We start from the raw sequence: 6219 nt of genomic DNA on the forward strand, positions 1-6219 counted from the left end.
TAATAGGCTGTGTTATTTTTAAAGTACTTTCTCTTCTTTATTTATATACTCACCATCTGCAGTATACGATTCTAATATCTGTATCTTATGAAGTGACTTAGCACCTGCCTGATTCTTTATGACACGGTCTTCAATATACTCCTTAATGAAGATGTTATTCTTCACTTCGTACATTACCTCTTTTGCATTGGCGTTTTCTACGATGATGTTATGAGCATTCTTATAGATGCTGTACACCTCTTTATCTTTATAAGTGTACGTTGCCTTGTAGAAATACTTCTTATTTACCTCATCTACTGCAATCACTTCTATGTTCTTAGTTGGATAAAAAGAAACTAAACACTCCCCTTTCTCATTATACAGCAAGTACCAATTGTTGCGTTGTCCACTAGGCAATACGTTTAGCAGGTACAAATTCTTATCTCCCTTAAAGTTCTCTACTCTGTGAATTCTAAAGTTGTCTTTAATCTCAGCACTTGGAGAGATTACCTCTCTTTTTTCTTTAAAGTCATATAAGAATGGTCTAGACGAAGCTAATTCTCCGAATACAAAGTGATCATTGTTTAATGACTTGTCCGAAATCATATCTATTGCATACTTTGAATCAAAGACTAACTTCCCTTGATAAATCAGGTTCTTATTTAACTCAAATCGATTAGTCTTGTCTTTCTCTATATTTACGATAAACACATTCTCTTGCTCATAACGCAAGATATTCATCAGTCTAGTTACTTTAAAAGATTGGTCATAGATAGGCTTAGAGTTATTAAACAAATCAAGTAAGGCACTATACCCATCTTGTTTCACTTCTATAGTATTGGTATTAACGTAGTACTCCCCGATGCTCTCGTATTCAAAAGGAATAAACACACTCTTCTGACTTACGTTATACACTCCTACTTTCTTGCCGTCATTAGATCCAATGATATACACCTCTTCATTAGGACCTTTAAAGCGTGTATCAGGATATGTACCATCTTTATTAGGATTGATATATTCAGTTCCTATGACATTCTTACCTGCTGTGTCTAGTAGTGTGTATTTATCAGCTTTGCGTACAGCGAATAGATTAGGAGAAGAAGTGAATATATCGATATCGTCATATATAGCAGGGATAACTACACTCATATTACCATCTATAATACCAAGCTTGCCACTAGTCTTATCTTCATACTTAGCATATATTTTATCCTTGTCTTTAAACGAGAAATAACCAGTGAATATATGTGTAAACTCTCCTGTTTTCTTTTTCTTTAAGTCATAATACACCAACTTATATGCTTCCTTTATCTTCTTTCTATTTTGAAAGGGAACATCCGTTAACGTTACCACATAGATATAAGGAACACCCTCATAAAAATAAGCAGAGTACACCCATCCCTCTGTCTCATAAATCAGTTTACCTTTCTTGTCAAGCACCTTGATATCGCGATAACTGTTCTTGTTTTGTATAACGAATAAGTCCTCGTATTTACTCACGTTGTAGTTCTTCTCATACTGTTTTATAAAGTCCTGCCCTAACATAGATGTTGTCAGAACTAAAGCAAACAAGCACATTAAATACCTCATAGTCAATTTATTTAAAACACTAAATTACTTTTAAAAACGTAAACCAACACTATTTATTTGTTAGTAAAAAAATAACACATACAAATATACCAATCAGTATATTATTGTATTACATTTGTATTATATTTTTTTTGAATCATGACGAAAGCAGAAAAAACAAGACAGTATATTATAGAGCAGACAGCCTATCTCTTTAATACCAAAGGAGCTAGTGCTACTTCATTAAGTGATATCACTGAAGCAACAGGATTGACGAAAGGAAGTATCTATGGCAACTTTAAGAATAAGGATGAGGTAGCCCTAGCTGTATTTGAACACAATGCCAATATAGTATATCGCGAAATCAAGAAGTGTATCTATAAAGAGAATCAAACGCAAAAAGAAAGGCTGTTAGCGATAGTGACACTCTATCGTACAGAGTGGAAGATGTTCTTCGAACAAGGAGGTTGTCCTCTTCTTAATGCAGCAACAGAAGCTGACGATACCTTTCCTGTGCTAAAACATTCAGTGATAAAGACTTTTGAAGGGCTAGCAAATATCTTTACCAAGATCATAGAGAAAGGTATCCAGACAAAAGAATTTAAAGCTAATATAGATAGGGAAACGTATGCTTACTTATTCATATCCCTAATCGAAGGGGGAATGTTACTAGGTAAAACAACAGGACAGATAAAACATCTGTACAATTCACTAGACAGAATAGCTCACATTATAGAAAGTGAAATCACAGCATAAAAAGGGTTTCACTCTTTTTTTAACCAACAATATACCGATTGGTATATTACTAATAATATAACGTATGAAAGATGTATTTATCGTAGCGACTAAACGTACTCCTATAGGGAGCTTCTTAGGAAGTCTATCTTTTCTAACCGCACCTCAACTAGGTGCGATAGCGATAGAAGAAACGTACAAAAGCATTGGCTTAGTACCACAGCATATTGACAGTGTCTATATGGGGAATGTACTTAGTGCAGCTGTAGGTCAATCTCCTGCAAGACAAGCAGCAATCTTTGCGCATATACCGACAGATAAAGACGCTACTACTGTAAACAAAGTTTGTGCTGCAGGTATGAAAGCAACTACCCTAGCTGCTCAGCAGATACAACTAGGATTAGAACACATCATTGTAGCCGGTGGTATGGAGAGTATGAGTAATGTGCCTCATTATACCCAAGTCAGAAATGGCAATAAACTAGGTCATTTAAGTTTAACAGACGGAATGATTAAAGACGGATTATGGGATGTTTATAATGACTTTCATATGGGGGCAGCCGCCGAGTTAGGTGTTGACAAATATAAACACACTAGAGAGGAGCTTGATGCCCTTGCTTTATTATCGTATAAAAGAGCACAACAAGCTACTGAACAAGGGAAGTTTGACAATGAGTTAATCCCTGTAACGATCACTACTAAGAAAGGAAACATTGTAATAGACAAAGATGAAGATATCTATAAGCTAATCCCTGAGAAAGTAGCTACTCTAGCACCTGCCTTTAATACTGACGGTAAACTTACAGCAGCTAACTCAAGCAATATTAATGATGGTGCGGCAGCTATAATCCTTGCCTCTAGTGAAGCAATCGAGAAACATCAATTAAAACCATTAGCGAAGATTATAGCCTATGCAGATGCTGCCCAAGATCCTGAATGGTTCACCACCACTCCTGCTATTGCTATTGAGAAAGTATTACAACAAGCTAACTTGACTATCTCAGACATAGACTTCTTTGAGATCAACGAAGCTTATGCTTCAGTCATTTTATCTAATCAATTACTACTAGGTTTTGACATTGAGAAAGTAAATGTTTATGGGGGAGCAGTTGCCTTAGGTCATCCTATTGGAACTTCAGGTGCGCGTATTATCACTACTCTTGTCAATGTATTAAAACAAGAGAAAGGCAGATACGGTATCGCAGCTATTTGTAACGGTGGCGGTGGTGCTACAGCCATCTTAATTGAAAATATAACAGAATAACTAAACGAATTACAATGAAACAGTTTGATATTATAGTGATTGGTTCCGGGCCAGGAGGTTATGTAGCCGCCATTCGCGCCGCACAGTTAGGATATAACACAGCTATTATAGAGAAGTACGCTACGCTAGGTGGTACATGTACTAATGTAGGGTGTATTCCTACTAAGGCATTATTAGACAGCACACACCATTATTATGATGCAATACATCACTTTAGTGCACACGGTATCTCTATTGACTCCTTACAACTCAACTTTGAACAATTATACAATAGAAAAGATGGTGTAGTTCAAAAGACTACGCAAGGGCTTGACTATTTGATGAACAAGAATAACATCACACGCATACTTGGAACAGCTTCTTTTAAAGACAACAATACTTTAGAAGTGGTTAATAGTGACCAAGAGAAGAGTATTTATACTGCTGATAAGATCATTATTGCTACAGGGTCTAAACCTGCCTCTTTACCTAATGTGACGATAAATAAAGAACGCATCATTACCTCTACTGAAGCGTTAGCCTTAAAAGAGCAACCTAAGAGTATGACTATTATTGGTGGTGGAGTTATCGGTGTAGAGATGGCATCTATCTTTCATCGCATAGGTACTAAAGTCACTATCGTAGAGTATGCTGACAACCTAATAAATACTATGGATAACGACTTAGGGAAATCACTTTATAAAATACTCAAAAAACAAGGCATCGACATACAGCTAGGCAAAAGCGTCTACCAAGTGGATAACTTAGATACCTCAACAGAAGTGTATTATAAAGATAAAGCAGGAGAGTCACACAGTGTTACAGCAGACTATGTACTAATGGCTGTAGGGCGTAAAGCTTTTACCACAGGACTTGGACTTGAAAATACTGATGTACTACTAGATACAAGAGGAAATATCCTAGTAGATGAAATGCTTAAGACTAATGCTCCCTCTATCTATGCCATCGGTGATGTAATCGGAGGAGTGATGTTAGCGCATAAGGCAGAAGAAGAAGCTGTATATGTCGTAGAACGCATTAATGGTCAAAAGCCTCATATCAATTATAACGCTATCCCGGGAGTAGTGTATACTTGGCCTGAAGTGGCTTCTGTCGGAAAGACTGAAGAACAGCTAAAAGCAGAAAACGCCAACTATAACATAGGTAAATTCCCTTTCAGTGCGAACGCAAGAGCTAGAGCAGGTATGGATACAGATGGCTTTGTTAAGGTGTTAACTGATCCTAAGTATGGTGAGGTACTAGGCGTACACATTATCGGAGCAAGAGCAGCAGACTTAATTGCTCAGGCAGTAGTCGGTTTAGAATATGAAGTTACAGCATCTGATCTAGCGAGTATATCTTATGCGCACCCTACTTATTCTGAAGTACTAAAAGAGGCTTATACTATAGCATCAGGAAAGCCTTCTGTGAATATATAATCGCTAAATAACGGTGATCAATAACATATTTGTCACCGTTATTTTTTATCATTGTAGTATCAAATAGAAACAATGAAAACCTATATAGCTCTACTTAGAGGAATAAATGTCAGTGGTAAGAATACCATCAAGATGGAAGTACTTAACCAACTGTGTTCTGACCTTAATCTACTAAATGTACAAACTTATATCCAAAGTGGCAATATCATCTTCCAATCTGAAGAACTAAATGCTGCCGTTATCTCACACCAACTCAAACAAGCTATCCTAGATTCATTAGAACTAAATATACCAGTGTTGACATTAGATTTAGATACTTTTAAAAGTATAGTTCTAAGTAATCCATTTACTCAAGAAGAAGAGTTAAAACAACTATATATTACTTTTTATAATCATTCCTCACTGTTAGTAGATGTAACAGCTATTACTGCTAAAAAAGCACCTGAAGAATTACTACATATATCTAATACAGCCTGCTATCTAGTCGCAAACATAGGCTATGGAAAAACCAAAATAACAAATACGCTAATCGAGAACAAGCTAAAAGTAACTGCCACTACTCGTAATTACAGAACTTGTCTAAAGTTAATCGAGTTAGCTCAAGGTTAGTAAATATAAACAAACAATTTTGTATGTACTTGTATTCCTAATTTTTACAAGATATATTTGTCAAAAAAATGGAGTTAAAAGACAACATTATAGGCTTTCATCATTATGCTATTAAAGCACAAGATTACTACAATACTATTCACTTTTATGAGCAGTTAGGTTTTATACCAATACATTCTTGGTCGCTTCCTGATTTTAACTTGAAGCAAGCAGCTATGCTATATCAGCCTAAGCTGAATCTATATCTAGAAGTCTTTGATAAGGATGCTGACATACCAACACAAGGAAGAAAAAGACAAAACAATGATGAGTATATTGAGAATGCCTTATTACACATCTGTTTTATCGTTAAAGACGCTAACCTTGCAAGAATTGACGCTTTAAAATTTGGAGCAAAAGATCTAAGTGAAGGAACATTAGCTATCACTTTGACAAATGCAAATAAGAGTATAGCTGTTACCAATAGCCTTGTATACAGCCCTAATGGAGAGGTTATAGAGTTTTTAGAGGAGGTCTCTTTTCTATAAATTATCATTGTTGTCCGATAAAAAAAAAGAAGCCAGCAAGCTGACTTCTAAAAAGTTATCGTAGTTTAGTCTTGCAAAACAATAAACACGATGAGTAAAAGTACATATTTTTCTAGTA

The 6219-nt window shown here is 35.7% G+C and carries 6 protein-coding genes; 5 read left to right on the plus strand and 1 reads right to left on the minus strand.

The features are described 5' to 3' along the window. Positions 1–18: 18 nt before the first annotated feature. A complete protein-coding gene (locus CF599_RS17305) occupies positions 19–1569 on the minus strand; it encodes a WG repeat-containing protein (RefSeq protein ID WP_121967213.1) in 1551 nt (516 codons plus the stop codon). Positions 1570–1707: 138 nt separating this feature from the next. On the opposite strand from CF599_RS17305, the gene CF599_RS17310 reads away from it, so the two are divergent. The 5 genes from CF599_RS17310 to CF599_RS17330 all read left to right on the plus strand — a co-directional run bounded on the left by CF599_RS17310 (position 1708) and on the right by CF599_RS17330 (position 6101). After that, entirely contained in the window at positions 1708–2304 is a 597-nt protein-coding gene (locus CF599_RS17310) for a TetR/AcrR family transcriptional regulator (RefSeq protein WP_121967214.1), read from the plus strand. Between the two features lie 64 nt (positions 2305–2368). After that, positions 2369–3547, plus strand: a complete 1179-nt coding sequence (locus tag CF599_RS17315) for an acetyl-CoA C-acyltransferase (RefSeq protein WP_121967215.1) — start codon at positions 2369–2371, stop codon at positions 3545–3547. Positions 3548–3561: 14 nt separating this feature from the next. Further along, positions 3562–4965, plus strand: coding sequence for a dihydrolipoyl dehydrogenase (lpdA, locus tag CF599_RS17320; protein WP_121967216.1), 1404 nt, complete (start codon positions 3562–3564; stop codon positions 4963–4965). A 72-nt stretch (positions 4966–5037) separates the two neighbouring features. Next, on the plus strand, positions 5038–5574 hold the full coding sequence (locus CF599_RS17325; protein ID WP_121967217.1) for a DUF1697 domain-containing protein: 537 nt from the start codon (positions 5038–5040) through the stop codon (positions 5572–5574). A 68-nt stretch (positions 5575–5642) separates the two neighbouring features. Further along, entirely contained in the window at positions 5643–6101 is a 459-nt protein-coding gene (locus tag CF599_RS17330; protein ID WP_121967218.1) for a VOC family protein, read from the plus strand. The last annotated feature ends 118 nt before the right edge of the window (positions 6102–6219 follow it).

It is taken from the genome of Myroides sp. N17-2, assembly GCF_002286775.1.
Classification (GTDB): domain Bacteria; phylum Bacteroidota; class Bacteroidia; order Flavobacteriales; family Flavobacteriaceae; genus Flavobacterium.

Coding starts and splice junctions, on each gene's coding strand:
- CF599_RS17305 (WP_121967213.1), bottom strand. CDS start 1,569: ATGAGGTATTTAATGTGCTTGTTTGCTTTAGTTCTGACAACATCTATG.
- CF599_RS17310 (WP_121967214.1), top strand. CDS start 1,708: ATGACGAAAGCAGAAAAAACAAGACAGTATATTATAGAGCAGACAGCC.
- CF599_RS17315 (WP_121967215.1), top strand. CDS start 2,369: ATGAAAGATGTATTTATCGTAGCGACTAAACGTACTCCTATAGGGAGC.
- lpdA (WP_121967216.1), top strand. CDS start 3,562: ATGAAACAGTTTGATATTATAGTGATTGGTTCCGGGCCAGGAGGTTAT.
- CF599_RS17325 (WP_121967217.1), top strand. CDS start 5,038: ATGAAAACCTATATAGCTCTACTTAGAGGAATAAATGTCAGTGGTAAG.
- CF599_RS17330 (WP_121967218.1), top strand. CDS start 5,643: ATGGAGTTAAAAGACAACATTATAGGCTTTCATCATTATGCTATTAAA.